This window comes from Hydrophilobacter chitinilyticus (assembly GCF_049860745.1).
Lineage (GTDB): Bacteria > Pseudomonadota > Gammaproteobacteria > Burkholderiales > Burkholderiaceae_C > Rhodoferax_B.
Map to the genome: position 1 here is coordinate 5,262,782 of NZ_CP187561.1, position 23,933 is coordinate 5,286,714.

Below are 23,933 nucleotides of genomic sequence, written 5' to 3' on the forward strand. Positions count from 1 at the left end.
GCTTTGAGGGCGGATTTGAAAAGGCCGTGTAAAGGTTCAAACTTCTACTGAACACGACTCTCTAATACGCATCATGAAAAAAACCCTTGTGCTGTCTGTTCTGGCCCTTGGCACAGGCCTTATGTCTGTCGCTTCTGTTGCGTCTGCTCAGGAATATGGGCGCGTGCTGTCGTCCACCCCCGTGGTGCAGCAAGTCACGGTGCCGCGACAGGTGTGTAGCACCCAGCAAGTCGCGACGCAGTCTGCGCCTTCGGGTGCGGGTGCATTGTTAGGCGCCATCGCTGGTGGCGTACTGGGCAATGCGGTCGGCGGCGGCACGGGCCGCGCAGTGGCCACAGGCCTGGGCGTGGTGGGTGGTGCCATCTTGGGCAACAACATCCAAGGCCCTGGCGGCACCCAGTACCAAACGGTACAAAACTGCGGCACGCAAAACGTCTACGAAAACCGCACCGTCGGCTACAACGTGGTCTATGAATATGCGGGCAAGCAGTACACTGTGCAGTTGCCGCAAGACCCAGGTCAGTCGATTCCGCTGCAGGTGAGCCCTGCCGTGGAAAGCATGCCGGTAAACCAACCCGTGATGCAAAGCGAAGGTGTTTACGCCCCGCCCGTGATTGCACCGGCACCCGCACCGGTGGGCTGGTATCAGGCGACGCCGTATGCCGCGCCTTTTGTTTCGCCCATCGGCGTGTCACTGAACCTGGGTTACAGCTCGGGCGGCCACGGCCACTGGCGCTAAGACTTTCGAAGTCGACCAACAAAAAAGCGCCCTGGAGGCGCTTTTTTGTTGGAGCCGCGCGCGCAAGGCTGGCTGCGACAAACCTACAACCAGTAGACCACGACGTACAGGCCCAGCCACACCACGTCCACAAAGTGCCAGTACCAGGCAGCGCCTTCAAAACCGAAGTGGCGTGCTGGTGTGAAGTGGCCTTTCATCAAACGCAGCGTGATGAACAGCAACATCAACATGCCCACCAACACGTGGAAGCCGTGAAAGCCGGTAAGCAGGAAGAACGTCGAACCATACACACCCGAGCTGAGTTTGAGGTTCAACTCAGAATAAGCGTGCGCGTATTCGTAGCCCTGCACAAACAGGAAGATCGTGCCCAGCAGAACCGTGGCCCACATGAAGGCGATGGTGCGGCCACGGTTGCCTGCCACCAATGCGTGGTGGGCGATGGTCAGCGTGACCCCGGACGACAACAACAACGCAGTGTTGATGGTCGGCAGCCAGAATGGCGTCATGGTGGTGAAGGGCTCGGTGGTGCCGGCGGGCGATGCCGTCACACCAGCAGCCATGCTGGGCCACACGGCTTTGAAGTCGGGCCACAACAAGGCATTGTCCAGGCTGCCGAGCACAGGCACCGAGTGGGCGCGAGCCCACCACAGGGCGGTGAAGAAGGCGCCGAAGAACATCACTTCGGAGAAGATGAACCAGCTCATGCTCCAGCGGTACGACAGGTCGATCTTGTGGCCGTACAAGCCACCTTCGCTTTCGCTCACGGCGTCGCGGAACCACTGGAACAACACCACCCACCAGAACAGCATGCCAAAGGCCAGCGAGTACTTGCCCCACTCCACGCCGTTAACCCACTGGCCAGCGCCCAGAATGACGAAGAACAGCCCGATCGCCGACATGATGGGGTGGCGCGAAGGGCCGGGTACGAAGTAGTACGGGGTTGCGCCGTGTGCAGTTGAACTCATTTTCAGCTCCTAGTCCCTAATCTAATTTTGTTTTCATCATGGTCCGGTGCGCGCTATGTTGCAACCACCCAGCGCACCAACAACATCAATCCCACCACCAACAGCAACACCGCCGCCAAGCCCACCACCACGAGGTGCACGGGGTTGATCTTGCGCAGGTCGCTCTCGTAACCCTCTCGCTTGCGTATCCCGAGCAACGCCCAAGCCACGGCTTTGAGCGTGACCCAGAAGCCCCCCACCTCTGTGGTTTGTGGCGTAGGGGTTGCCATGTCAGCCACCACGCTCATTGGTCACGTGGGCGCTGGCGTCGGCCGTGTCAGGCGCTGCTGGGGTTTTGCCGCCCACTTCAAAGAAGGTGTACGACAAGGTAATGGTGGTCACGTCTTTCGACAGCTTGGGGTCGATCACAAAGGCCACAGGCCATTGCTTTTTCTCACCCGGCTCCAGTGTGTACTGGTTGAAGCAAAAACATTCGAGCTTGTTGAAGTGCGCCTGCGCCTGGCGCGGCGCATAGCTGGGAATGGCCTGCGCGGCCATGCGCCGGTTTTGCACGTTCTGGAACTCGTACATCACCGTGGCCAACTCGCCGGGGTGCACCTGGATCGAACTCTTTTCAGGCTTGAACTCCCACGGGCCACGCGCATTGGCGTCGAACTGGACGGTGATGGTGCGCGTGGTGTCGATCTGGCTGTTGGCGGGCTGTTGCGCGCTCTTCCCGGCCTTGCCTACACCGGGCACTTCACGCTCGGCCAAGGCCAGGATGTTGATGCCCGTTGCCTCACAGATGGCGCGGTACAGCGGCACCATGCCATAACCAAACGCAAACATGCAGGCCGTGACCACGGTCAACTTGCCTAGCATTTTGAAGTTTTCGCGGCGCAGCATGGTGGGCAGTGGTTTCTGTGGCTGGTTTGGTTGATATGGCTAGCGGCCGATAGCCACCATCTTCACCACAAACCCGACCAAGAAGGCCAAGGCGATGGTGGCCAAAATCAGCGCGGTGCGGATGTTGTGGCGTTTTTGTTCGGGGGTAGCGGCCATGGCGTGTTGAACCTGGTTTAACCGATCACGCGGGTTGCCGTGGCATCCAGCTTGGGTGGGTTCTCAAACGTATGGAACGGTGCAGGAGAAGGCACTTCCCATTCCAGACCTTCAGCGGCTTCCCATGGCTTGGCAGAAGCTTTTTCGCCCTTGCCACGCATGGCGGGGACCACGATGAACAGGAAGAAATACACCTGGGCAAAACCGAAGAAGAACGCGCCCACCGAAGCGATGGCGTTGAAGTCGGCGAACTGCATGGGGTAGTCGGCATAACGGCGTGGCATGCCGGCCAAGCCCAAGAAGTGCATGGGGAAGAAGGTCACGTTGAATGCAATCAGCGACCACCAGAAGTGGATCTTGCCGCGACGCTCGTTGTACATCACGCCCGTCCACTTGGGGCACCAGTAGTAGAAGCCGGCAAACATGGCGTACAGCGAACCGGCCACCAGCACATAGTGGAAGTGGGCCACCACGTAGTAGGTGTCTTGCAGTTGGATGTCGATGGGCGCCACGGCCAAAATCAAGCCGGTGAAGCCGCCCATGGTGAACACGAAGATGAAGCCCACCGCAAACAGCATCGGGGTTTCAAACGTCATCGAGCCCTGCCACATGGTGGCGATCCAGTTGAAAATCTTCACGGCCGTGGGCACGGCGATCAGCATGGTGGCGTACATGAAGAACAGCTGGCCCGTCACCGGCATGCCGGTGGTGAACATGTGGTGCGCCCAGACGATGAACGACAGGATGGCGATGGAACTGGTGGCGTACACCATGGAGGCGTAGCCAAACAGCTTCTTGCGCGCAAAGGCCGGCACGATCTGGCTCACGATGCCGAAGGCCGGCAAGATCATGATGTACACCTCGGGGTGGCCGAAGAACCAGAAGATGTGTTGGTACATCACCGGGTCGCCACCACCGGCAGCGCTGAAGAAGCTGGTGCCGAAGTGGCGGTCGGTCAGCGTCATGGTGATGGCGCCAGCCAGCACGGGCATCACGGCGATCAGCAAGTAGGCGGTGATCAGCCAGGTCCAGCAGAACATGGGCATCTTCATCAGCGTCATGCCCGGGGCGCGCATGTTCAAGATGGTGACGATGATGTTGATCGAGCCCATGATCGACGAAGCACCCAGGATGTGCATCGCAAAAATGCCGGCGTCCATCGACGGGCCCATTTGCAGCGTCAGCGGGGCGTACAGCGTCCAGCCGGCAGCGGGTGCGCCACCGGGCATGAAGAACGAACCCACCAGCATCAGCGCGGCCGGAATCATCAGCCAGAAGCTGAAGTTGTTCATGCGCGCGAACGCCATGTCAGAGGCGCCAATCTGCAGCGGGATCATCCAGTTCGCAAAGCCCACAAAGGCCGGCATGATGGCGCCGAACACCATGATCAGGCCGTGCATGGTGGTGAACTGGTTGAACAGCTCGGGGTTGACCAGTTGCAGGCCGGGCTGGAACAGCTCGGCGCGGATCAGCAGCGCCAGCACACCGCCCACCATCAGCATGGTGAAGCTGAACAGCAGATAAAGCGTGCCGATGTCTTTGTGGTTGGTGGCAAACAACCAGCGCCGCCAGCCGGTGGGGGCGTGGTGGTCATGGTGGTCGTCATGTGCGTGGCCGTGAGGATCGCCGTGTGGGTCAAGAACTGCGCTCATCTTCTATATTTCCTTGTCGTTGTCTCTGGACACGCCTGACTTATTTACCGCGCTGGGCCAGCACTTCGGAGGGCTGCACCAACTGACCCGTCTTGTTCGACCAAGTGTTCTTTGTGTAGCTGACCACGGCCGCAATGTCCGTGTCACTGAGTTGCTTCCACGATGGCATGGCGCCGTTGTTCTGGCCCGTCAGCACCACATGGATTTGTTTGGTGTGGTCGGCGTCCAGCACCACGGCGGCACCGTCGAGAGGCTTGATGGGACCGGCACCCTTGCCGTTGGCTTGGTGGCAGGCGGCGCAGTTGGCGGCGTAGACCTTTTCACCGCGCTTCAAGATGTCGTCCAGCGTCCAGACCTTGGTCGGGTCATCCAGCTTGGCGGCGGCTTTTTTCTTCTCGTCGGCCACCCACTTGGTGTAGTCCTCGGCGGAGACCACTTTCACCTGGATGGGCATGTAGGCGTGTTCTTTGCCGCACAGCTCGGCACATTGGCCGTAATAGGTGCCGATCTTCTCGGCGCGGAACCAGGTGTCGCGCACAAAGCCGGGAATCGCGTCTTGCTTGATGCCGAAGGCCGGCACCATGAAGGCGTGGATCACGTCGTTGGCGGTGGTGATGATGCGCACCTTCTTGTTGACCGGCACAACCAGTGCGTTGTCGACCTTCAGCAGGTAGTCGTCCACCACCTGATCGCCTTTGGGGCCGCCGGCGCTGGACATGGCACGTTGCGTGGCGTCCAGGGTGGAGATCATCGAGATACCTTCGCCCTCGCCGGTAAGGTAGTCGTAGCCCCACTTCCACTGCATGCCCGTGGCCTTGATGGTCACATCGGCGTTGGTGGTGTCTTTCATGGCCACCACCACCTTGGTGGCGGGCAGCGCCATCAAGATCACGATGACGAAAGGCACGATGGTCCAGATGATTTCGACCGTGACCGATTCATGAAAGTTCGCCGGCTTGTAGCCCTTGGACTTGCGGTGCTTCCAGATGGAATAGAACATCACGCTGAACACGGCGATGAAGATCACCGTGCAGACGATCAACATGCCCCAGTGCAGAAAGTGCTGCTCTTCGGCAATGCGGGTCACGCCCACAGGCAGATTCAACTGGCGAACGCCGGGCCCTCCGGGCAAATCGTTGGTGGCATGTGCGGCGGTGCTGAACCAGGCGCCAGCCCACGCACATAAAGCGGGTAGCAGTGAAACAAACTTGTTATGCGTCATCTTCATCGTTTTCACTTTTTTCAACATTGCTATTGAACCAAACCACTGTCCGGCCGAAGGTTGCCGCTGCCAGCACCGCCGCGTAGCGCCATGCGGAGCTCGCGGGCCAGCGCTGAACGCTGCTCGGGGCGCACGAACCGCCCCACTTCGATCGACTTGCCTCTCCCAGAAACCTCTATCAGTGAGTAATCGCCCGTTTTAGGTTCGATCCTGACCCACTCGCGATTGAACTCCGCCCGTTCCAATCGTCCAGCATTCTCACGTTCAACCACCAGTTGAGCGCCTTGGAGTGAGATTCTTTCGCCGTCGGTCGCATGGCGGGCATAGACCAAAAACGCAATGCCTACCGTCGCCAGTTCAATCCACGCAAACGGCAGCACCAACGTGGCGCCCTGCACCCAGAAAAATGTCCCGATGGCCAACGACACCACGCAGATGGAAGCGTACAGACACCCCAACTGCAGCGGCGTGACCGAGCAGTTGCGTTTCAGCAGCCAGTAGACGTTCTGACCGGAAACAGTGGCGAAACGAAAGACCAGATTCGACACGGATGAGACTCACAAAAATCAACCTCTACCCAGCCTGTTGCATTCGGCAGGTGAAGCTGTCTACGTGGGGAAATGCCCAAATCCAAATTGTTCTTCTGCGTTTCATTGTAGCCGTGCTTATTTCACGCAAAGCCACACCAGTCGCGCATTTCCGACGCATTCACCCCCTCAAATGCCTCAAGGTTTTCCCCTAGTGAGCATCTCGCGCATGTCGCGCAAAGAGATCGCACTTTGCGCATCGACGCGCAGTTTGGGCTTGGGTTTAAAGGCGTGGCCGTAGATCAATTCAAACGTCATCGACAAGCGTCCTTGCTGCGCGGCATCGGCCAAACGCTCGGTCAAAGCGGCCTCCAACTGTTGCCGCCAGACCTTGCCGCGCAGGCCGGGGAAGCGTGCGGGTTGCAGGTTGCGGCCGATCTCTCGCAGCTCCAGCAGCAAACGCGCGGCGCTGGCGTAGGTCAGCTCGATGCGCTCCATGTCCATCACCGGCTCGGCAAAACCGGCGCCGACCAGCATGTCGCCCCAATCGTGCATGTCGGTGAACTCATGGCTCGGCACGGGCCAGCCCATGGCGGCGTAGACGTCGCGTAATTGGTAAGCGGTGTCGGGGCCCAGGCACGAGAACATCAGGAACCCATCGGTCGACAAAGCCCGGTGCCACTGCGCGATGAGCGCCTGCGGGTCTGCTGCCGAATGCAGTTGCATGTTGGCCCAGACCAGTTGCACGGCGCCATCGCCCGGCAACGCGGCGCGCTGCGCGGGGGCTTTCCAGCGGCCGGGCGTCCACCACGGCTTAGCTACCGATTTAATAGCTGCTTGCGCTTGCTCCGGGCGCTCTTCCACCACAAAACACTCGGCCTCGGGGTAACGCGCGCCGATCAAGGCGTGCGCCTTGAGCCCGCCACGCACCGGTGCCCAGTGGGCCCAGGCCTGCGGCTTCATGGTGATCCACTGCAGCCGCTCTTCCATGCGCCGGGCCACCTCTTCGTGCAACCACGGCGAGGTGGTGGTGGGTAGCGCGGCCCAACGGGCGGCGGCGGTGGGATCGATGCTGGGGGGGCGCTGGGTGGACATGAAGAGGCAGAAAAAGAGGCTCGCCGAGTATATTGAGTCCATGTTCCGCGCGCTCATCGCCAGGCTCTTCACCCCAGGCGCCGCTTGGCTGCCCAGCCAGTGCGACATCTGCCAGGCGTGGCCGCGCGCACCGCTTTGCGAAGACTGCCGGGCACGCTTTGCCTACGTGGTGCCACGCTGCCGCACCTGCGCGTTGCAAGTGCCCGAGGGCGTGGCGCAATGCGGCGCCTGCATCCAAGACCCGCCACTGCTCGACCACTGCCTGGCCGCTGTGGACTACGCCTACCCATGGGCGGAACGCATCAACCGCTTCAAGTTCAGCGACCAGGTAGGCGCTGCCGCGAGCCTAGCCACGCTGATACAGCAAGCGCCGGGTGCGGTAGAGGCCGTATCAGTCGCCGATTTGCTACTACCCATGCCGCTTTCCGCTGAACGCCTGCGCGAGCGTGGCTACAACCAGGCACTGCTGCTGGCCCGCCAGCTCGCGCCCGGCAAAACCAACACACAGCTTCTGCTGCGCATTCGCCACACGCCGCCGCAACAGGGCCTCGCGCGCGAGCAGCGCCTGCGTAACCTGCGTGGCGCGTTCTTGGTCGAGCCCTCGCTCGCCGGGCAAGTCCATCAGCGCCGCGTGCTGCTGGTAGACGACGTGATGACCACTGGCGCCTCGTTGCACGCCGCCGCCCTGGCCTTGCGCAACGCCGGGGCCGCAAGCGTTTCGGCACTGGTACTGGCCCGCACACCCGCGAACTAGCCAGACCCGCGCACCACTGCGGCGAAAATAGCCGCATGTTTCATATCGTTTTGGTCTCGCCCGAGATCCCCCCCAACACCGGCAACGTTATCCGCCTGGCGGCCAACACCGGCTGCAAGCTGCACCTTATCGAGCCCCTGGGCTTTTCGATGGACGACAAACACATGCGCCGTGCCGGGCTCGATTACCACGAGTACGCCGAACTGCGCCGCCATGCCGACTGGGCCACATTCCTGGCCAGCGAGCAGCCGGCGGCCGACCGCATGTTCGCCCTCACCACGCGCGGCACACGCCGCGTACACGACGTGCGCTTTCAGCCGGGCGACTGGTTGGTGTTTGGCTCCGAGACCCGTGGCCTGGCGCCCGAATTGCGCGACACCTTTGCGCCCGAGCAGAAGTTGCTATTGCCCATGCGGCCAGGGCAGCGCAGTTTGAATTTGTCGAACGCGGTGGCAGTGACGGTGTTTGAAGCCTGGCGGCAATGTGGCTTTGGGATGGGCGCCGAGGTCTAAGCGCCTGTTAGCTCACTATCAATAACAGAGCTACTTGCGCTTATTAAGCAAGCGTTAGAGACGAATTTCATCAAATTTCGGTTTACGCGTAGCTGCGCACCACCAGCTCGGCAACACACACCGGTTTGGTGTGGCCTTGGCGCTCCACGGTCACGCTCCACTGTAGTTGCACACCACCGGCCTCCAACGCCTCAGCTTCGGCCAACGTGAAGTGCGCGCGCAAGCGGCTGCCCACCGGCACCGGCGCTGGGAAGCGCAATTTGTTGAGCCCGTAATTCACGCTCATGCGGGCCTCAGAAATGCTGACCGAGGTTTCCATCCAGCGCGGAATCAGCGCCAGCGTCAAAAAGCCATGCGCGATGGGCGTGCCAAACGGCCCGGCCTTGGCGCGCTCGGGGTCGACGTGGATCCATTGCTGGTCGCCCGTGGCATCCGCAAACAACTGGATTTGCGCCTGCGTGACCTCGGCCCAATCGCTCACCGCCACCTCTTGTCCCACACAGGCCAGCAGGTCGGCGTGGGTGGCGAAGGTTCTCAAACCGCGTCCAGCCACTGGCAGAGCGGCGCCCATTGCTCCAGGTCTTTGGCGACGCGGCCCGGCGCCACGTCAAACAGCGTCAGGCCGCTGGCCGCCAGGTGCACGTAGTTCTGCGTGTCGCGCAGGTAGGTGAGCACCGGCACTTCCAACCCTGCGGCGTAGTCGCGCAGCTTGTCGGCCGATAAGGTGCGGTCGTCCACGCGCATGCCGACCAGCGCGATCTTCACGCCCTCTGCGCGGCGGCTCTCGATCACATCATCGAGAAAAGCGCGCGTGGCAAAAATGTCGAACACGCTGGGCTGCAGCGGCACCACCATGTGGGTAGCCAACTTCATGACTTGCTTCAAGGTTTTGCCGTGCAGGCCGGCGGGGGTGTCCAGCACCACGTGCGTGGTGCCCTTGGGTGGGCGGGCGATGTCGTCGTCACCCAAGTCCCAGGTCTGGATGGGCCGCGCCGTAGGCGGACGCAGGCCCAGCCACAGCTTGGAAGACAGCTGACGGTCAGCGTCGCCCAGCATCACGGCATGCCCCTTGGAGGCAAGATACCCGGCAACATTGGTAGACAGCGTCGACTTCCCGACCCCGCCCTTCGGATTGGCCACCACCACAACCTGCATAGTCAGCTCCTTAGACCGTGCTTACAACAGAGGATTGAATCAGCCTGATTATTTGATACTTTTCCGCTCGAAAACTGCGTTATGTTAGCGAGATGCTTGAACGCGACACTCTCTCCATGTCTTCTGAACCCAACGCCCACGATAGCCAACCCCACGCCGGCATCTACCTCATGGCGGCCCACCCCGACTGGCGCAACTCGCGCGTGCTGCACCGGCTGCTGACCGCGGCTCGCGCCATGGCCATCACCGAAGGCATGCCCGCGCTGGACATCCACGACCTGTACCACAGCTACCCCGACTACAGCATCGACGTAGCCGCCGAGCAGGAGCGCATCGCCAACGCCAAAATGGTGGTGTTGATGCACCCGATCCAGTGGTATTCGATGCCGGCCCTGCAAAAGCTGTGGATCGACGAAGTGCTGACCTACGGCTGGGCCTACGGCGCCGTGTCCACCGGCACCGGCGACAACTCTTCCGCCCCGGCCAATGCACCGGGCACGGCGTTGCGCGGCAAGAAGCTCTGGCTGGTCGCCACCACCTCGGCCGCACAAGACGATGCCAATGCCATGACCGAACAAGACGCGGGCGCGCCCTTCTTGCCGCCCTACCGGGAGATTGCCGCCGTCTGCGGCATGACATTCTTGCCACCGCTGGTGCTGCACAACGCACAGTCGGCCGGAAAAGAGCAAGTCAAGACACACATCGAGCTGTTCAAGAAAAAACTCGCGTATTACGGCCGTGCCGCCTGCGGGTTGAGCGACACCCCGCCGCCCGTCCTTTAAGAAATTCCCATGGAACCACACCTTCCCACCTGGCTGCTCAACAGCCTGATCTATCTGAGCGCGGCCGTCATCATGGTGCCGCTGAGCCAAGCCCTGGGGCTGGGCTCCATCATTGGCTACCTGGCGGCGGGCATTGCCATCGGCCCTTGGGGCCTGGGCCTGGTGACCAACGTCGCCGACATCCTGCACTTCGCTGAATTCGGCGTGGTGTTGATGCTGTTCTTGATTGGCCTGGAGCTGGAGCCCAAGCGCTTGTGGAGCCTGCGCCGGCCCATTTTTGGCTGGGGCACAGCACAAGTGGCCGCCTGCGCACTGGTGATTTTTGGCGGCGCCTATGCCATGGGCGCAAGCTGGCAGGTGGCGCTGGCCGCGTCGCTTGGCCTGGCGTTGTCCAGCACGGCGATTGCCATGCAGGTGATGTCGGAGCGCAACCTACTGGGCACGCGCAGCGGCGAAGCCGGTTTCTCTATTTTGCTGTTCCAGGACGTGGCGGCCATCCCCATCTTGGCGCTGATCCCGGCCCTGGGCAGCATGACCGCCGCCTACAACCACCCTGACATGACGCACGACTGGTTGGACGTGGTCAAACCGATTGCGGCCATCGCCGGCGTCATCCTCGGCGGGCGCTTGTTGTTGCGCCCGGTGCTGCGCTGGATTGCGCGCAGCCACAGCACCGAAATCTTCACCGCCGCAGCACTCTTGTTGGTGGTGGGTATTGCCGCGCTGATGCAGATCATTGGCCTGTCGATGGCGCTGGGTGCCTTTCTCGCCGGCGTGCTGCTGGCCGAAAGCGAATACCGCCGTGAGCTGGAAACCGACATCGCCCCGTTCAAAGGCTTGCTGCTCGGGCTGTTCTTCATGGCCGTGGGCATGAGCGTGGACTTTGGTGTGTTGCTGCGTTCGCCCGGCATGACGGCGCTGATTTTGGTGGGCTTTTTGATCGCCAAGCTGCTGGTCATCTACGCGTTGGCCAAGGCCATGAAGCTGCCGTTTCAAGAACGCCCGGTGTTCACGCTGCTGCTGGCCCAGGGCGGTGAATTCTCATTCGTGGTGTTCCAAGCGGCCACCAACGCCGGCGTGTTCAGCGCCGAGCTGAACTCGCAGTTGGTGGCGGCGGTGGCGTTGTCGATGCTGCTCACCCCGCTGTTGCTGGTGGCCGTAGACAAACTGCTGCTCAACAAGCTGGCCAACCGCGGCAGCGGCAAAAAGCTGGACGAGATTGCCGAGCCGCAAGAAGCGCCCATCATCATTGCTGGCTTCGGCCGCTACGGCCAGATTGTGGGCCGCACCCTGCTGGCCCAAGGCATTCAATGCACGGTGCTAGACCACAACGCCGACACGGTGGAGACCATCCGCAGCTTCGGCTACCGCGTGTTTTATGGCGACGCCACCCGGCTAGACCTGCTGCGCATGTCGGGCGCGCAAACGGCCAAGGTGCTGGTGGTGGCAGTGGACGACGTGAGCCAAAGCCTGCAAATCGTCGACCTGGCGCGCGAACACTTCCCGCACCTGAAGATCATCGCCCGTGCCCGCGACGTGCCGCACTGGGGCGACCTGCGCGACCGTGGTGTGGAGCACGTGGAGCGCGAGCTGTTCGAGTCCAGCCTTCGCAGCGCGCGCTCGGTGCTCGAAGCACTGGGCCAAAGCCCGCACGCCGCGCGGCAACACACCATGCGCTTTCGCCGCCACAACCTGGCGCTGTTTGAGCAGCTCTACCCGCACCGCAACGACCGCGCCAAAACCATGGCCGTGGCCAAGCGCGGCCGCCAGCAGCTAGAAGAGCAAATGGCACAAGAACGCGCCTTGGCCGCCGAGCTGCGCGCAGCCCGTTCGGAGCGTTGGGATCAATAATTTTTGCGATTTGTGGATTTCGCCATTTTTCGGGTATATAATCTGAGGCTTGCCGGATTTGATCTAAAGTTAGATTCGACAAAGCACGAAAGTACATGCGGGAGTAGCTCAGTTGGTAGAGCGCAACCTTGCCAAGGTTGAGGTCGAGAGTTCGAGACTCTTCTCCCGCTCCAGAATTTGGCAAAAAGGGAAGCTTAGGCTTCCCTTTTTTATTGCCCAAATTTTGTTGAAGGCTTTAGCCAAATCGGCCACTTACGCTTATCCACCAAGCGTAAGCAGCTACCGATTCAATAGCACCAAGTTCCCAAACTCAGACCAAGCTGTCCCACAGCAACTTGCACCCGGTCAGCAACATGCCCAGGTACAGCAAGCGGTAAAACAGCTTCTGGTCGATCACCTTGGCGATGCGCACGCCCACATAAACGCCCAGCGGCGCCAACGGCAGCAGTGCCAAGGACGTGGCGAAGTTGCGCGTGTCCAGCAAACCCAGCCAGGCGTACGGAATCCACTTCGACAAATTCACGCAAAAGAAAAACGCCGCCATGGTGGCCGCAAAGTCCACCGGCGACAGGCGCAGCGGAATCACATAAGCGTTGACCGGCGGGCCGCCCGCATGGGCGATGAAACTGGTAAAGCCTGACGTAGCGGTGCACAACGCGCCCACCCAGCGGGGCGGCGGCGGACTGTCTGGCCGGGGCGGAAACAACAAGCGTTGCGCCAAAAACAGCAGCGTGAACGCGCCCACAATGCCGGCCACCATGCGTGGCTCCAGCACCTTGAACAGCAGCGTACCCACCACCGTGCCCAGCAGCCCCCAGGGAATCAAGAACTTCAGCAGCTTGGCATCGAAGTGGCGCCGGTAAGCGTGCAACCCCAGCAAATCCATCACCAGCAACACCGGCATCAGAATGGCGGCGGCTTGCGGCACCGACACAGCCAGCGCCATCATCGGCACGGCCAATGAACCAAAGCCGGCACCAAAGCCGCTTTTGCTCACCCCTAACAACAACACAGCGGGAATGGCGACGGCGTAAAAGCCCCAATCGGTGATCAACGGAAACGACACGTGCGCTTACCTTCTTTGGATGAGGACAACACACGTCGCCCGAGCAAAGAAGTCTAGCCTTTACGCTTCAACCGCGCAGAGCGCTCGCCGGTGATTGCCGGTACGCCAGCACCGCAGGCACCGCCGACACCAGCGCGGCCACCAACAGCAACCCACCCGCTGCCGCCGCATCACCCGCCACAAACTCCACGGGCAGATACACGCCAAAGCTGCCGGTGAACAGCCGCGACAAGTTCCACGCTGCAGCAAAGCCCAGCGCATAACCTAGCCCTACGCCCAACACCACCAGCGCCAGCAACTCGCCCCACACTAGCGTGAACACCGCCAGACGCGGCGCGCCAAAGGCCCGCAGCGCGCCAATCTGCCGGCGCCGCTGGCTCACGTGCACCACGGTGACCAACACCACCGCAGCGGCCACCAAAAGCTGCGCGCCCAAAGCCACCCACGACAGCACCAAACGCGCGTCGCCCAGCGTGCCGTACAACTGCGTCAACACTTCGCCGGGGAACACGCCTACGGTGCCGTTGGCTCGGTACTCGCCGCGCAGGCGGTAAGCGTCGGCCACGGTTTTGGGTTTGACCACGATGGCGGGCAGGCCGGGCGGCGCAGTTGCCTCGGCATGTTCGTGGTCACCGTTTTCGTCGTGATCTTCATGCTCCTCTTCATCACCATCGTGATGATCGTGGTCATGCCCATCCGCCTCTATGCCATGCAGGCGCCACACGGCTTCAATCGGCACCAGAATGGCCCGATCCCACGCCGTGCCCGTGGGCGGCAAGCGGCCCACCACGGTGTAGCCCACGCCCGCGTGCTCGTGCCCGCCCTGGTTCGACAAGCCATGCATCGGCACCACCCGTTCACCCATGGTCAAAGGCGACGCAGACCCCACCACCGCCTCTTGCAGCCCCGCAAACCAGCGCCCTTCGCTCGGTTGCCGCTGGCCGCCCATGGTCAACAAATCTGGCGTGGTGCCCACAATCGGCTGGTCGAGAAAGAAGTCGCCAAAACCCACCGGCGCGGCCCAGGCCACACGTGGGTCTTTTTGCAGGCGTGTCAACACGTCGCCGGGCATCAGCGGCAAGGCGGCGGGCTGCAAAAACACGGAAGACAACACCAACTGGGTTTCGCTGCCGGCCGCGCCCACCACCAAATCAAACTGGTCTGCGGCGCGCGCACTGCCCAGGCGCAACGCACGCTCTTGCAGCGTCACGGTCACCCCCAGCGCGGTGGCCAGTGCCATCAACAAAACCACCACCAGCGCACCGGCCCACATGCGGCGCAAATCGGCCAACATAAAACTCAACATGCGACGGCCTCGCTTTCCACCAGGCGGCCATCGCGCAGCGTCAAGGTGCGGTGCATGCGCGCCACCACACGGGGGTCGTGGCTCACCACCACCAGCGTGGCCAGTGACGCCTGCGCCAGCGACAACAGCAGGTCGATCACCGCTGCGCCACTGTCGGCATCCAAGCTGGCCGTGGGCTCATCGGCCACGATCAAACCGGGCGAGGCCAGCACCGCACGCGCCACGGCCACACGCTGCATTTGCCCGCGCGACAAGGTTTCCACCGGCTGCTTTTCACGCGTGATGCCGACTTGCATCAGCAGCTCGCGGGCGCGCGCCACAAACAGCTTGGCGTGGCGCGGCTGGCGCAAACGCATCGGCAACAACACGTTGTCGAGTGCGCTCAAGCCAGGGAATAAATGGAAGTCCTGCATCACCAAGCCGACGTGGGTGGCACGCCACTGGTCGCGCTGCGGTTCAGACAGGGTGGCGATGTCGGTGTCTTGCCAGAACACGCCGCCGCGTTGCCCCATTTGCAGTCCGGCCAACACGTTCACCAGCGTGGTTTTGCCCGAGCCTGACGGCCCGGCCACGGCTACGTGGGACCCCGCAGGCAGGTCAAGCGCATCAACAGACAACGCTGGCACGGCCAAGCCGGGAAAGCGGACTTCAAGCCCGCGTACAGACAACGACAACATGATGCAAAAAATTTAGACGGACGCGAACTTCGCGCCCGTGATGCGCACCAGGCTCACAAAGCCGGTGGCCGGGTCGGTCCACGAGCCGACCTCCAGTTTGCCGGTGACGCGGATGGGCGCGTTGTTCTGCACAAACGTCTGGCGCTCGTTCAAGTACACCACGACGATGTTGTTCGGCCAGTCGGCATCGGACGAGCAGAACGGGCACAGCGCCATCGGCACTTCGGTCAACACAAAGAACATGGCCTCGGCCTTGAGCGGCGGGGCCATGAAGCCCTGCATGCTCACGGCCTGGCCTTGCAGGGACTGCATCTTCTGCGAAAACGTCAGCCCCAGCACACCGACCTTGCCATACATCTCGCGAAAGCCGAGCGTGGCCGTGGCAGCGTGCACCCGCGTGGCGCACCAGGCCAAGCCAGCGGCCAAGCCCTGTGCCAACAAAGTGCGACGCTGCATGGCCATCGGCTTACTTCTTCGCCGCAGCAGCTTTCGCTGCTTTGCCCTTGGCGGGGGCCAGCGCCAAGGCGTCGGCCAACACGCGGTATACGTCGCTCTCTTCCATGTAGCCATGGAAGCCTTCGGTGCCCGGGCCGGTGGCCTGCAGCACCACGTCGTCTACAGCGTGTACGCCGGAGTCCTGGTCGCGTGGGATGTTGCCGGTGCGCAGCACGGCGCCGGGCACGTCCTTGTAGGCTTCGTTGGCGACGTATTGCTTCTTCTCGTTCTGCACCGCGGGCACGAACATACCGTCCATCTTGGGGCGGAAGGTTTCGTAGTAGTCAGGGAAGTTGTTCGAGAAGAACATCAGGCGGCGCGACACGTCGATCTTGTCGGGATAGCCATCACCCTTGTTGTAGGTGTAGTTGGGGAAGCCTGCGGCTGCGTAGGTGCCGACCTTTTCGCGCATCTCGGTGCCGGGCTTGTTGTCGTCCACGGTGCCGATCAGCGACACGCCATGGGTGTGGTCGCCGGTGACGACGATCATGGTGTCGGGGTGCGTCTTGGCGAATTCGCGTGCAATGCCCACGGCCTTGTCGAACTCGATGGTCTCGTACACGGTGCGCTCGAAGTCCAGCGGGTGCGAAGATTTGTCGATCGAGGCTCCTTCAACCATCAGGAAGAAGCCGTCCTTGTTTTTGGACAACACTTCGAGTGCGGCGCGCGTCATGTCTTCCAGGCCGGGCTGGTCTGGGAAGTCAGCCACGGTGCCCTTCTTCAGGTCCTTGCGGTCGAGGATGGTGTCCATGTTGCCGGGGTGGAACAAGCCCAAAAGCTTGCCACTTTTCGGCGCGGCCAGCAACTCGGTGCGGTTGGTGGCCAGGTTGTAGCCACTGTCGCGGAAGGACTTGATGTAGTCCATGTCGTCCTTGCGCTTGGAGCCAGGCGTGCTCTTGGGCAGGAAGTAGGCCGAGCCACCGCCCAGCAGCACTTCAGGCTGCACCTTGTGCAGCATGCCGACGATCTCGGGCTTGTCGGCACGCTTGCGGGTGTGCGAGACCACGGCGGCGGGCGTCGCGTCTTCCAGTTCAGCGGTAGAGACGATGCCCACCGACTTGCGGCCGGTGCGGCGCAGCGCTTCGGCAATGGTTTCGACCTTGGGGTCGTCCAGACTGTCGGGGGTGCGGTCGGCGTAGACGCCCAGCGCGTTGATGGCCGACTTGTGGCCGGTCATATAAGCCGACATGCTGTTGGCGCTGTCCACGGCGATGGAATCGGTAGAAGACGTGCCGATGAAGGCCATACGGTCCATCTCGTCCATGTTCAGGCGGCCGTTGGCCTTGCCTTCGGTCACGCCCTTGGACATGATGCGTGCGCCGGTGCGGAAAGACACCGACAGGCCGTCGCCCAGCAAGAAGATCACGTTCTTGGCCTTAGGCTTGGCGGGCGTGCCATACACATCCCAGGTGACTTGCTTGCGCACGCCAGCGGCTTGGCTGACGACGTTGTAGGCGCCGGGCGTCGCGATCGACACATCGCGCAGGATCAGGGCCGAGCCGACAGGCCCCTTGTCGCCCTTTTCGCGTTCCACGTAGGTGGCGCGGGCGCCCAGCAGTTGGCGGTAGTCTTGGCCGTTGATGGTGACCTGGATGTCGGACTCGGGCACCACGCCGTCGAACTCGACCTTGAAGTCAAAACGCGAACCGGCCAGGATGGTGGCGCGGTCCAGGGGGTAAACGGTGTCCGCGTGGCTAGCACCCGAGAACACAGCAGCGGCGGCCAGGGCCAAAATCGACAAACGCATGAAAGCTCCAAAACCTCCGCAGGCTGCGGAGTACATGCATCAGATTAAGTCGGTAATGTGACAGCCGTGCGACAGCGTAGGGGTGTTGTCACGTTCCGCCCACACCTCACACCAGGGCGTGCTGGGCCAGCAAGATGCGGCGCACCTCGGCCGTCTGAGCCTCGCCGCGCAACGCCTGGAGTGCGGCCGACACCCCCGCCGCCTGCCCCGTGGCAAAGGCCGTCCCCATCACCCGCACCGAGCCATAGGCTTCGGCGTCGGCACCGATCACGCGCCCACCCAGGCGCAGGTTGGCCAGGCCACGCGCCTGGATTGCCGCGTGCGGCACGTCAAAAAAGCCCTCGCCACCAATCGGCACAAAACGTTGTTTGCCCGGCGCCAGGTGCACCTCCATCGGCCAACTGGCGCGCGCAATGCCCTCATCGCTGCGCCGCCCGGCCAGGCCGTCGGCGGCGGCCACGTCGCCGTTGGAGAACGGCCGGCGGCTTTCTCGAATGCCCAACTGCGGGCCGGTGGCCGCCAGGTGCGCGCACTCAAAACCGGGGTGGCGGCGCAGCACTTCCAGAAAGCGCCACGAGCGTTCACGGGCGCTGGTTTCGGCACGCGCGAGATCGCTGCCGCTGACGCCGTCGGTGTCGAGGTCCACCGTCATCCACCAGATGTCTTGCGACACCGGCAGGCGCATCACCACACCGCCATCGGCACGCGGCATGGGGATCTCGGCCGTGGCGTTGTAGTCGGCGATCAGCCGCGTCATCAGCGCGCGGTCGAAGACCACGTCGGGTGGCACACCGTCGATGCGCACCGGCAGCGAAGCGGGTTGCAGGTGCGCGCCGGGGCCACCGGGTTGCGACATCGGCACGTCCGCAAACGCGCTCAGGCTGGCCTCCCCGCTGGCGTCGACGAAGGCGCCGGCCTCTACGTCGTGCAGGCCCCGGTGGTCTGCCAGGGTCACGGCTTGCAAGCGCTCGCCGCTGCGGTGCGCGGCCACCAGCTTGGTATGGAACTGCAGCGCCATCGGCTGTGCCAGCACCAGCCGGTCTAACGCCACCTTCAACGCCTCGACATCGATCATGATGATCTGGTTGCCGCTTTTCGAGCGCACCGGCGCCACGTCAAAACCCATTTGCTGCAGCCGCAACATCAAGTCCCAACCAACACCGCCAATGGTGCGCACCGGGGCTTTATCGGCACTGCCACCGGTGTAGAAACCACAGTACGACAACACCAACGCATTGGTGGCCGCGCCGCCCAAAAAGCCATAACGTTCGACCAACAAGGTGCGCGCGCCCATTTGCGCCGCCCCCACAGCCGCCGCCACACCGGCCGCACCACCGCCAGCCACCACCACGTCGAATCGTTCGGTTGGGATGTTCATGAAGGAATTCCGTCGCGTAGAAATTGGCTGATCTTGTGGGCTGTGGCTTCGGGCATTTCTTCCATCATCAAATGACCGGTGTCGAGTGTGCCGCCGTGCACCGGGCCACTGGCCCAGCGCTGCCAGATCTGCACCGGCGTTTCGCCCTGCGTGTAGCGCGCCGCTTCCCACAGCACCAGCACCGGGCAGGCCACTCGGCGCCCGGCGGCGTGGTCGGCCTCGTCCAACACCAGGTCCACACTGGCGGCGGCACGATAGTCTTCGATCATGGCCAAACGCACACTTGGTTTGCGAAAGCAGCGACGGTACTCAGCCAGCGCGGCCGGGGCAATGACGGACTTGCCATGGGTCATGCGGGCCAAGGTGTCGTCCAGGAAGAAGTCGGGATCCGCGGCCAGCAGGGTTTCGGGCAACGGTGCCGGCTGCGCCAGCATCAACCAGTGGTAAGCATGCAGTCCAAATGTGAGGTTCATGCGCCGCCACATCTCCACCGTAGGAATCACCGTGAGCGACACCAGCGCCGTGACCTCGGCGTGGAAGTCCAGCGCCAGCCGGTGCGCCACGCGGCCACCACGGTCGTGCCCGGCCACGGCGTAGCGGTGGTGGCCCAAATCGCGCATCACGCGTGCTACATCAGCGGCCACGGCTCGTTTGCTGTAATGCTGATGATCGGCATCGGGCTCGGGGCCGGTGCTGTCGCCATAACCCCGCAGGTCGACCATCACCACGCTGAAATGGGCCGCCAACAACTTGGCAGCGGGCAGCCAGCCGAGGTGGGTTTCGGGGTAGCCGTGCAGCAGCACCAGCGCGGGGCCCTGGCCTGCGCTGTACGACATGATGGCCACCTCGTCCCCCGTCTCTTCCGGCCAGGTATGCCGTCTTGTAGCGAACGTCACGCTCATCCTTCCACCGTGATGCGTTGCGCGGTGATGATCTCGCGGTACACCGCCGTGTCGTCGCGGATGCGTTGGCTCAAGGCCTCGGGTGTGGTGCCCTCGGCGCGCCAGCCTTGTTGAAACAGCTTGGCGCGCATGTCGTCCGAGCGGATCACCTGCGCTGCCGCCTGGCTCAACTGGTCGCGTAGCGGTTGGGGCATGTTGGCCGGCGCCACCACCGCGTTCCAGATGTCGATGTTGAGGGCAGGCACGCCGGCATCGGTCAGCGCCGGCATGTCCGGCGCCAGAATGCTGCGGCTGGCCGAGGTCACCGCCACCCCGCGAATGCGCCCGGCCTGCACCTGGGCCAACGCAGTGCCGATGGGCAAGGCCGCGAGGTGGATGTCGCCACCGATCATCGCGTTGATCACCGCCGGCGCGCCGTTGAACGGCACGTGCACCGGCGTGATGCCAGCCTTGGCCTTCAGCAGTTCGGTGATCAGGTGCACACCCGAACCCACGCCCAGCGAGCCGTAGCTCCAGGTGTTGCCCGCCGCACGCGCCTGCTTGAAGAAGTCGGCCGGTGAATCAAATGTGATCTTGGTCGACGCCACGATCAACAGCGGCGAGCTGCCGATGACGGTGATGGGCGCAAAGTCTTGCAGCCGGTACGGCAGCTTGGGGTAGAGGATGGGCGCACTGGTCAACGCTGCATTGCCCACCACGCCAAAGCTATGGTTGTCGGTGGCCTTGGCCAAAGCCTCGGCGCCCAACACACCGGCGGCGCCGACGCGGTTCTCCACGATCACCGGTTGGCCCAGGATTTTGGCCATGGGGTCGCTCAGGGCGCGCGCCAACAGATCTGGCGATGTGCCGGCCGGAAACCCCACGATGATGCGCAAGGGCTTGCTGGGCCAGCCGGTGCTCGGCCCTTGGGCACGCGCCAGCAGGGGCAGAAGGCTGCCTGCCCCCAGCACGCCGAGGAGCGCGCGTCGACGATCGAAGTGATGCGAATGGGCCATGGTGTTCGTCTCCTTTTTATCGTTCGTAGCGATGTAGACACTGCAGGGTGGCTAGGGTCGCCAGGGTCGTTCCAGTGCGGCAAGCGACGCCGCAATATCGGGCAAGGGTGTGGTGCCAATGATCTCCAGCACCTGCACGCCTTGGAAACCGATGTCTTTCAATGTGCGCTGGATCTCCGGGAAGTCCACCGTGCCCAGCCCTACGCGGTCGTGTCGCCAGCGGGTGCGCGTGCCGTCAGACAAATGCACCTGGCCCAAACGCGATGCCAGTCGACGCAACGCATCGCCCTGGTTCTCACTCACGTATTCAGCGTTCGATACGTCATAAGCCACCTGCAACAACGGGTGGTCGATGCGCTGCAAAAAGCGCTCGATCTTGTCGACGGTGGGAATGGGCGTTTGCGGGTGCGACTCGATGTAGATCTTCTGGCCCAACGGCTCTGCCACCTTGAGCAAGGCTTCCAAACTCGCCGCCAACCAGTCTTCACTTTGCTGCTGCGGCGGTGCAAACAGGCCTGACACCCGGCCCGGCACCGCCACCACCGCGCGGCCACCCAGTTCGGCGCTGAGCTGCAAGGCATGCGTGAACAGCGCCAAGGCATAGGCCCGCGCCTCGGGCACACAACTGGCTAGGTTATGGTCGAGCGCGGGCAGGTTCAGCGATTCGATGCGAATGCCTTCGGCCCGTAAATCGCGCGCGAGTGCGCTGCGCGCGGCGGTGTTCAGTTCGTCATGCCACAGATGGCCCGGCACCATCAGCGCATCAAAATCGTTCAAGCCCAAAGCGCGCATTTGGCGCATGGCAGAAAGCGCGGTTTCGCTCCACATGAACGAAAAGGTGCTGCCACCAAAGCCGGTTTCCGAGGACTCTGCAAGGGACATGGAGAAGCTCTTTTCAGTGGGGTGGTTTTGATTTATCGGGCAGTGGTGGCCGTGGTGGCAGCGGCGCCAGCACTGCGGCCAGTGGGTCAACCGACGGCATCACCCCCAGATAGCCGCCCAGGAAAGGCATGGAGGCGCGCGCCATTTCCACGCCGATCTGGGTTCGGCAACCGCGCGCCCTCGCCAGCTCGATCAGCGGCGTGATGCTGGGCGCGGTGATGACGTCGGCCACCAACACACGCGGCGTGAGGGTGGCCAACAGCTCCGGCGCCACAGGTTTGGCATCGCTGGCGCGCATGCCCAGGGTTGTGGCTTGGGCCAGCAGGTCCACGTCGGCCAAATCACGGCAGACATACGTGACCTGCACCGACGGAAACAACGCCTGTAACTGTGCCCCCAAGGCCTGGATGCGCGGGCCATTGCGGCCCAGCAGGCAGAGCTCGGCCGCATGCGTGGCACACAACGCGTAGGCGATGGCACTGCCTGTGCCGCCAGAGCCCACCACCACGGCAGAACAGCCGCTGGGGTGAAAGCCGTGTGCACGCGCCGCGCTCAAGAAGCTGAAGCCGTCGACATGGTCGCCATGCAACCGGCCATCCACCTCGCGGCGCACCACGTTCACGGCGCTCAGCACGCAGGCACGCTCCGACAACACATCCAGAAAACCGGCGGCGGCTTGTTTGTGCGGCACCGTGACCACACAACCGGGTAAGTTGGCGCCTTGGCGCAGCACCGAGAAAAAGTCTGCCAGGGCGGCCGGCGGCACGTCAAACGGCACCATGGCCAAGTCCAGCCGCTTATTGTGAAAGTAGTGGTTCAGGATGCCCGGCAGTTTGACCTGCGCCACCGGGTGGCCGACGATGGCCGCCAGTTGAGTGGTGCCCAAGACAACGGTTTTCATACCGCCGCCGAAAGCAACGGTGCGGACACCACGCCCACCGGGTCCACCTGCGGCATGACGCCGAGAAAGCTGCCCAGAAACGCCATGGAAGCGCGCGACATTTCAACCCCGGTCTGCACGCGGCAACCCCTGGCTTTCGCAAAGGCCAGCAGCGGCGTGATGGTCGGCACAGTGACCGCATCGGCCACCAGTGTGCGTGCCGTCAGCGTTTGCAGCAGTGCCGCAGGCAAGGGCAAGGGGTCGCCAACTTGCATGCCCATGGGGGTGGCCTGGGCGATCACATCCAGCCCGCCCAGGCTGCTGCAACCGGTGCTGACCTGCACCTGCGGAAACCGCTCACGCAAGGCATCGCTGAGGCTTTGCACGCGCTCGGTGTTGAGGTCCAGCACCCACAGCGCGGCGATGCCGGTTTCACACAGCGCATGTGCAATCGCCCCGCCAGCGCCGCCCACGCCCACCACCAGGGCCGAGCGCCCCTTGGGGTGAAAGCCATGCACACGCGCGGCGTTGAGGAAGCCGAACCCGTCGACATGGTCGCCATGCAGCAAACCTTCGGCATCACGCCGCACCACGTTGACCGCCCCCACCATGCGGCCCCGCTCGGTGATGTGGTCCACCCGCGCGGCGAAGGCCTGTTTGTGCGGCACGGTAACGATGCTGCCCAGCAGGTTGCGGCTTTGTTTGAGCAGGGTGATGAAGTCGGCAATACCGGCGGGCGGAATGTCCAGCGGCACCAACGCCAGGTCGAGTCCATGCTCGGCGAAGTAGCGGTTCATGGTGCCGGGCATCTTCACCTGCGCGACCGGCGAGCCGACGATGGTGACCAGCCGGGTTGTTCCTTGAATGAGGTGGCCCTGAATGAGGTGGCCCTGGGCGCTGTGCCCCTCGGTGACCTGGCTCATGTGGGCCCCGCCGCAGGCTCGTCGAGGTGGATCTTTTGCAGGCACAGATCGGCATCGAACTCGGTGAGTTCGAGTTGAAAGCCGAGTGGCCGGCGCCCATACACCGGTGCCAGCCTTTGCACGGCGGCATCGAACAGGGTTTGGGTGATGCGCTTGCGCGTTGCCAGATCGCGGCCCGGTGCAATCCGCACCACCACCTTGATGAAGCCGTTGGCCGCCTGGCCACCGGCCACGCGGTAGTCGTGCACGGGCTGCGCCAAGGTGCGGATGCCCCACAGCGGAAAAGCGCCGGTGCCGATGGCGGCCTGGTGGAGCGCCGCCACCAAGCCGCTTTCTGCCACGTCGGCCGCCAGGTTGGCGGTGTAGTCAATGGTGATGTGCGGCATG

27 protein-coding genes and 1 tRNA gene are annotated in these 23,933 nt (G+C 63.0%); 6 read left to right on the forward strand and 22 right to left on the reverse strand.

All coding sequences use genetic code 11. The annotated features are described in order from the left end of the window. Positions 1 to 121 precede the first annotated feature (121 nt). The gene (locus ACPWMG_RS23550) at positions 122 to 739 is read left to right on the forward strand and encodes a glycine zipper 2TM domain-containing protein (protein WP_483301920.1); all 618 of its coding nucleotides are present in this window, start codon (positions 122 to 124) and stop codon (positions 737 to 739) included. An 83-nt stretch (positions 740 to 822) separates the two neighbouring features. On the opposite strand, the gene ACPWMG_RS23555 is transcribed toward ACPWMG_RS23550, so the two are convergent. The 8 genes from ACPWMG_RS23555 to ACPWMG_RS23590 form a co-directional block, all read right to left on the reverse strand. Next, complete coding sequence (locus ACPWMG_RS23555) at positions 823 to 1,704, reverse strand: cytochrome c oxidase subunit 3 (RefSeq protein WP_483301921.1); 882 nt, start codon at positions 1,702 to 1,704, stop codon at positions 823 to 825. A 53-nt stretch (positions 1,705 to 1,757) separates the two neighbouring features. Beyond that, positions 1,758 to 1,973: a DUF2970 domain-containing protein gene (locus tag ACPWMG_RS23560; protein WP_483301922.1), complete on the reverse strand. Its 216-nt coding sequence runs from the start codon at positions 1,971 to 1,973 to the stop codon at positions 1,758 to 1,760. Position 1,974: 1 nt separating this feature from the next. Beyond that, complete coding sequence (locus ACPWMG_RS23565; protein WP_483301923.1) at positions 1,975 to 2,589, reverse strand: cytochrome c oxidase assembly protein; 615 nt, start codon at positions 2,587 to 2,589, stop codon at positions 1,975 to 1,977. Positions 2,590 to 2,628: 39 nt separating this feature from the next. Then, the gene (locus ACPWMG_RS23570) at positions 2,629 to 2,745 is read right to left on the reverse strand and encodes a cytochrome oxidase small assembly protein (RefSeq protein ID WP_483301924.1); all 117 of its coding nucleotides are present in this window, start codon (positions 2,743 to 2,745) and stop codon (positions 2,629 to 2,631) included. A gap of 17 nt (positions 2,746 to 2,762) precedes the next feature. Further along, entirely contained in the window at positions 2,763 to 4,397 is a 1,635-nt protein-coding gene (ctaD, locus tag ACPWMG_RS23575) for a cytochrome c oxidase subunit I (protein WP_483301925.1), read from the reverse strand. 40 nt (positions 4,398 to 4,437) lie between these two features. After that, a complete protein-coding gene (coxB, locus tag ACPWMG_RS23580) occupies positions 4,438 to 5,625 on the reverse strand; it encodes a cytochrome c oxidase subunit II (protein WP_483301926.1) in 1,188 nt (395 codons plus the stop codon). 23 nt (positions 5,626 to 5,648) lie between these two features. Continuing rightward, complete coding sequence (locus ACPWMG_RS23585) at positions 5,649 to 6,167, reverse strand: DUF2244 domain-containing protein (protein ID WP_483301927.1); 519 nt, start codon at positions 6,165 to 6,167, stop codon at positions 5,649 to 5,651. Between the two features lie 177 nt (positions 6,168 to 6,344). Continuing rightward, a complete protein-coding gene (locus ACPWMG_RS23590; RefSeq protein ID WP_483301928.1) occupies positions 6,345 to 7,241 on the reverse strand; it encodes a class I SAM-dependent methyltransferase in 897 nt (298 codons plus the stop codon). Positions 7,242 to 7,281: 40 nt separating this feature from the next. On the opposite strand from ACPWMG_RS23590, the gene ACPWMG_RS23595 reads away from it, so the two are divergent. Both ACPWMG_RS23595 and trmL read left to right on the forward strand, forming a co-directional pair. Continuing rightward, a complete protein-coding gene (locus ACPWMG_RS23595) occupies positions 7,282 to 7,995 on the forward strand; it encodes a ComF family protein (RefSeq protein ID WP_483301929.1) in 714 nt (237 codons plus the stop codon). Positions 7,996 to 8,030: 35 nt separating this feature from the next. Then, complete coding sequence (gene trmL / locus ACPWMG_RS23600; protein WP_483301930.1) at positions 8,031 to 8,507, forward strand: tRNA (uridine(34)/cytosine(34)/5-carboxymethylaminomethyluridine(34)-2'-O)-methyltransferase TrmL; 477 nt, start codon at positions 8,031 to 8,033, stop codon at positions 8,505 to 8,507. Positions 8,508 to 8,589: 82 nt separating this feature from the next. On the opposite strand, the gene ACPWMG_RS23605 is transcribed toward trmL, so the two are convergent. Further along, positions 8,590 to 9,045, reverse strand: coding sequence for a MaoC family dehydratase (locus tag ACPWMG_RS23605; RefSeq protein WP_483301931.1), 456 nt, complete (start codon positions 9,043 to 9,045; stop codon positions 8,590 to 8,592). Beyond that, positions 9,042 to 9,662, reverse strand: a complete 621-nt coding sequence (locus tag ACPWMG_RS23610) for a nucleotide-binding protein (protein ID WP_483301932.1) — start codon at positions 9,660 to 9,662, stop codon at positions 9,042 to 9,044. Before ACPWMG_RS23610 ends, ACPWMG_RS23605 begins: the two co-directional genes overlap by 4 nt. Before the next feature lie 116 nt (positions 9,663 to 9,778). Between ACPWMG_RS23610 and ACPWMG_RS23615 the strand changes: the two genes are divergently transcribed. From ACPWMG_RS23615 to ACPWMG_RS23625, 3 genes are all read left to right on the forward strand, one after another. Next, positions 9,779 to 10,444, forward strand: a complete 666-nt coding sequence (locus ACPWMG_RS23615) for an NAD(P)H-dependent oxidoreductase (RefSeq protein ID WP_483301933.1) — start codon at positions 9,779 to 9,781, stop codon at positions 10,442 to 10,444. A gap of 9 nt (positions 10,445 to 10,453) precedes the next feature. Then, complete coding sequence (kefC, locus tag ACPWMG_RS23620) at positions 10,454 to 12,295, forward strand: glutathione-regulated potassium-efflux system protein KefC (protein WP_483301934.1); 1,842 nt, start codon at positions 10,454 to 10,456, stop codon at positions 12,293 to 12,295. A 97-nt stretch (positions 12,296 to 12,392) separates the two neighbouring features. Further along, positions 12,393 to 12,468, forward strand: a tRNA-Gly gene (locus tag ACPWMG_RS23625). A gap of 137 nt (positions 12,469 to 12,605) precedes the next feature. Here ACPWMG_RS23625 and ACPWMG_RS23630 read toward each other — a convergent pair. From ACPWMG_RS23630 to ACPWMG_RS23685, 12 genes are all read right to left on the reverse strand, one after another. Continuing rightward, a complete protein-coding gene (locus ACPWMG_RS23630) occupies positions 12,606 to 13,361 on the reverse strand; it encodes a sulfite exporter TauE/SafE family protein (RefSeq protein WP_483301935.1) in 756 nt (251 codons plus the stop codon). A 67-nt stretch (positions 13,362 to 13,428) separates the two neighbouring features. Then, positions 13,429 to 14,667: an FtsX-like permease family protein gene (locus ACPWMG_RS23635; RefSeq protein ID WP_483301936.1), complete on the reverse strand. Its 1,239-nt coding sequence runs from the start codon at positions 14,665 to 14,667 to the stop codon at positions 13,429 to 13,431. Next, positions 14,661 to 15,344 carry an ABC transporter ATP-binding protein gene (locus ACPWMG_RS23640; protein WP_483301937.1) on the reverse strand — a complete coding sequence of 228 codons (684 nt, stop codon included), beginning with the start codon at positions 15,342 to 15,344 and terminating at the stop codon, positions 14,661 to 14,663. Before ACPWMG_RS23640 ends, ACPWMG_RS23635 begins: the two co-directional genes overlap by 7 nt. A gap of 12 nt (positions 15,345 to 15,356) precedes the next feature. Continuing rightward, on the reverse strand, positions 15,357 to 15,800 hold the full coding sequence (locus ACPWMG_RS23645; protein ID WP_483301938.1) for a hypothetical protein: 444 nt from the start codon (positions 15,798 to 15,800) through the stop codon (positions 15,357 to 15,359). A 10-nt stretch (positions 15,801 to 15,810) separates the two neighbouring features. Further along, positions 15,811 to 17,586, reverse strand: a complete 1,776-nt coding sequence (locus tag ACPWMG_RS23650) for an alkaline phosphatase (RefSeq protein ID WP_483301939.1) — start codon at positions 17,584 to 17,586, stop codon at positions 15,811 to 15,813. Between the two features lie 106 nt (positions 17,587 to 17,692). Continuing rightward, positions 17,693 to 18,964, reverse strand: coding sequence for an FAD-dependent oxidoreductase (locus ACPWMG_RS23655; RefSeq protein ID WP_483301940.1), 1,272 nt, complete (start codon positions 18,962 to 18,964; stop codon positions 17,693 to 17,695). Further along, positions 18,961 to 19,800, reverse strand: a complete 840-nt coding sequence (locus tag ACPWMG_RS23660; RefSeq protein ID WP_483301941.1) for an alpha/beta fold hydrolase — start codon at positions 19,798 to 19,800, stop codon at positions 18,961 to 18,963. Before ACPWMG_RS23660 ends, ACPWMG_RS23655 begins: the two co-directional genes overlap by 4 nt. A 62-nt stretch (positions 19,801 to 19,862) precedes the next feature. Further along, the gene (locus ACPWMG_RS23665) at positions 19,863 to 20,861 is read right to left on the reverse strand and encodes a Bug family tripartite tricarboxylate transporter substrate binding protein (RefSeq protein WP_483301942.1); all 999 of its coding nucleotides are present in this window, start codon (positions 20,859 to 20,861) and stop codon (positions 19,863 to 19,865) included. Positions 20,862 to 20,912: 51 nt separating this feature from the next. Next, positions 20,913 to 21,743, reverse strand: coding sequence for a sugar phosphate isomerase/epimerase family protein (locus ACPWMG_RS23670; RefSeq protein WP_483301943.1), 831 nt, complete (start codon positions 21,741 to 21,743; stop codon positions 20,913 to 20,915). Positions 21,744 to 21,756: 13 nt separating this feature from the next. After that, positions 21,757 to 22,644 (reverse strand): shikimate dehydrogenase family protein, encoded by an 888-nt coding sequence (locus tag ACPWMG_RS23675; protein WP_483301944.1) that lies wholly within the window; start codon positions 22,642 to 22,644, stop codon positions 21,757 to 21,759. Continuing rightward, complete coding sequence (locus ACPWMG_RS23680; protein ID WP_483301945.1) at positions 22,641 to 23,546, reverse strand: shikimate dehydrogenase family protein; 906 nt, start codon at positions 23,544 to 23,546, stop codon at positions 22,641 to 22,643. Before ACPWMG_RS23680 ends, ACPWMG_RS23675 begins: the two co-directional genes overlap by 4 nt. Beyond that, positions 23,543 to 23,932, reverse strand: a complete 390-nt coding sequence (locus ACPWMG_RS23685) for a 5-carboxymethyl-2-hydroxymuconate Delta-isomerase (RefSeq protein ID WP_483301946.1) — start codon at positions 23,930 to 23,932, stop codon at positions 23,543 to 23,545. Before ACPWMG_RS23685 ends, ACPWMG_RS23680 begins: the two co-directional genes overlap by 4 nt. Between the last annotated feature and the right edge of the window lies 1 nt (position 23,933).

Coding starts and splice junctions, on each gene's coding strand:
- ACPWMG_RS23550 (WP_483301920.1), top strand. CDS start 122: ATGTCTGTCGCTTCTGTTGCGTCTGCTCAGGAATATGGGCGCGTGCTG.
- ACPWMG_RS23555 (WP_483301921.1), bottom strand. CDS start 1,704: ATGAGTTCAACTGCACACGGCGCAACCCCGTACTACTTCGTACCCGGC.
- ACPWMG_RS23560 (WP_483301922.1), bottom strand. CDS start 1,973: ATGGCAACCCCTACGCCACAAACCACAGAGGTGGGGGGCTTCTGGGTC.
- ACPWMG_RS23565 (WP_483301923.1), bottom strand. CDS start 2,589: ATGCTGCGCCGCGAAAACTTCAAAATGCTAGGCAAGTTGACCGTGGTC.
- ACPWMG_RS23570 (WP_483301924.1), bottom strand. CDS start 2,745: ATGGCCGCTACCCCCGAACAAAAACGCCACAACATCCGCACCGCGCTG.
- ctaD (WP_483301925.1), bottom strand. CDS start 4,397: ATGAGCGCAGTTCTTGACCCACACGGCGATCCTCACGGCCACGCACAT.
- coxB (WP_483301926.1), bottom strand. CDS start 5,625: ATGAAGATGACGCATAACAAGTTTGTTTCACTGCTACCCGCTTTATGT.
- ACPWMG_RS23590 (WP_483301928.1), bottom strand. CDS start 7,241: ATGTCCACCCAGCGCCCCCCCAGCATCGATCCCACCGCCGCCGCCCGT.
- ACPWMG_RS23595 (WP_483301929.1), top strand. CDS start 7,282: ATGTTCCGCGCGCTCATCGCCAGGCTCTTCACCCCAGGCGCCGCTTGG.
- trmL (WP_483301930.1), top strand. CDS start 8,031: ATGTTTCATATCGTTTTGGTCTCGCCCGAGATCCCCCCCAACACCGGC.
- ACPWMG_RS23610 (WP_483301932.1), bottom strand. CDS start 9,662: ATGCAGGTTGTGGTGGTGGCCAATCCGAAGGGCGGGGTCGGGAAGTCG.
- ACPWMG_RS23615 (WP_483301933.1), top strand. CDS start 9,779: ATGTCTTCTGAACCCAACGCCCACGATAGCCAACCCCACGCCGGCATC.
- kefC (WP_483301934.1), top strand. CDS start 10,454: ATGGAACCACACCTTCCCACCTGGCTGCTCAACAGCCTGATCTATCTG.
- ACPWMG_RS23635 (WP_483301936.1), bottom strand. CDS start 14,667: ATGTTGAGTTTTATGTTGGCCGATTTGCGCCGCATGTGGGCCGGTGCG.
- ACPWMG_RS23640 (WP_483301937.1), bottom strand. CDS start 15,344: ATGTTGTCGTTGTCTGTACGCGGGCTTGAAGTCCGCTTTCCCGGCTTG.
- ACPWMG_RS23645 (WP_483301938.1), bottom strand. CDS start 15,800: ATGCAGCGTCGCACTTTGTTGGCACAGGGCTTGGCCGCTGGCTTGGCC.
- ACPWMG_RS23650 (WP_483301939.1), bottom strand. CDS start 17,586: ATGCGTTTGTCGATTTTGGCCCTGGCCGCCGCTGCTGTGTTCTCGGGT.
- ACPWMG_RS23655 (WP_483301940.1), bottom strand. CDS start 18,964: ATGAACATCCCAACCGAACGATTCGACGTGGTGGTGGCTGGCGGTGGT.
- ACPWMG_RS23660 (WP_483301941.1), bottom strand. CDS start 19,800: ATGTCGTACAGCGCAGGCCAGGGCCCCGCGCTGGTGCTGCTGCACGGC.
- ACPWMG_RS23665 (WP_483301942.1), bottom strand. CDS start 20,861: ATGGCCCATTCGCATCACTTCGATCGTCGACGCGCGCTCCTCGGCGTG.
- ACPWMG_RS23670 (WP_483301943.1), bottom strand. CDS start 21,743: ATGTCCCTTGCAGAGTCCTCGGAAACCGGCTTTGGTGGCAGCACCTTT.
- ACPWMG_RS23675 (WP_483301944.1), bottom strand. CDS start 22,644: ATGAAAACCGTTGTCTTGGGCACCACTCAACTGGCGGCCATCGTCGGC.
- ACPWMG_RS23680 (WP_483301945.1), bottom strand. CDS start 23,546: ATGAGCCAGGTCACCGAGGGGCACAGCGCCCAGGGCCACCTCATTCAG.
- ACPWMG_RS23685 (WP_483301946.1), bottom strand. CDS start 23,932: ATGCCGCACATCACCATTGACTACACCGCCAACCTGGCGGCCGACGTG.